The organism is Methanoregula sp., from assembly GCF_002835825.1.
Lineage (GTDB): Archaea > Halobacteriota > Methanomicrobia > Methanomicrobiales > Methanospirillaceae > Methanoregula.
In genome coordinates this window covers 1-1,003 of record NZ_PIZH01000811.1, presented here as the reverse complement: position 1 = coordinate 1,003, position 1,003 = coordinate 1, and the positions used below count along the sequence as shown (strand labels likewise).

Genomic DNA, 1,003 nt, shown 5'->3' with positions numbered 1-1,003 from the left:
GTCTTCATCTATGCCATGACCAATGACGACCGGGTCAAGGAAGCAATGATCAACCTCCTGATGTTCGAGAAGTGGGGGCTGAAGTTCCATTCCATCGGCATCTTCGAGAACCAGGAGGAGCTAAACCGGAAGACCCTTGCGAAGTTCACCGACATCTGCGAGAAAGGGTTCTCGAATCTCCCGGGGAACCGCGACCGGCTGCTGAAGTATATCCGGGAGACGGCGGGGATTGCGGCGGCGTGATTGGCAGGGGATTACTTTCTTCTTTTTCACAGAGTGTTATAACTTCCCGGCAAACGCCTGCGCCAGCACCGCCTGCATCATCCCTCGAAGAACGCCCCTGCGTTCTTCTCAAGCCGTCACCCCGGACGAGCATCTCGCACTGCCGGCCCGCCGCAGCAACCTCGCGATCAATGGCATCCGCACGCTCGAACAGCAAACCAACACGCCGGACGATCTCGTGCTGCTCGACAAGAGGAGTGGTCCGATTATTATGCAAAAGGGGGGGAGTGAGTGAGTTTCAAAGCCGTCCTTCTACGATCTTGATCTCCTCAGCCGTCAGCCCGTACAGCTCGTACACCAGCGCATCGATCGCCCCATCCGTTGCCTCAATCTGCCGCTGGAGCAGCGTCTTGTCGTGATCGACGCGGGCGTCCTGCAACTTCTTATTGAGGTCGAGCATAATTGTGACGAGCTGAACCATGCGGTCGTGCCGGGATTTGTCAGCGGGGTCGGAGAAGTTGATGGTGCGGATGGGGATCTTGGCAAGGTCTTGTGTGAAGAATCGTAAATAGCCCCCACGGAGGAGGGCTGCTAATTGGCTATAATAAAATGTAATCAATCGAGAATTTAAAATTCCCAATAAGTATTTTTGATTGTTGACGATGAAGTAACCCGTATTTGCGCAATAGTAATTACCAATTTCATCAAGAGTGAAGTATCCTTTCGGAGCAATATCCGGATAGAAAATTTTTACTTTTTCAAATTCAGGATAGTATTCACA

Annotated in this window: 2 protein-coding genes and 1 pseudogene; 2 read left to right on the top strand and 1 reads right to left on the bottom strand. The window is 52.0% G+C overall.

Annotated elements, in window-relative coordinates; genetic code table 11:
• A pseudogene (locus tag CW742_RS15390) lies at positions 1-243 on the top strand (hypothetical protein); the annotation flags it as partial.
• The gene (locus CW742_RS15385; RefSeq protein ID WP_292421943.1) at positions 230-517 is read left to right on the top strand and encodes a hypothetical protein; all 288 of its coding nucleotides are present in this window, start codon (positions 230-232) and stop codon (positions 515-517) included. The pseudogene CW742_RS15390 and the gene CW742_RS15385, both read left to right, overlap by 14 nt.
• A gap of 3 nt (positions 518-520) precedes the next feature.
• On the opposite strand, the gene CW742_RS15380 is transcribed toward CW742_RS15385, so the two are convergent.
• Positions 521-1,003, bottom strand: a 483-nt coding sequence (locus tag CW742_RS15380; RefSeq protein WP_292421941.1) for a TaqI-like C-terminal specificity domain-containing protein, incomplete at its 5' end; no start/stop codon positions are given.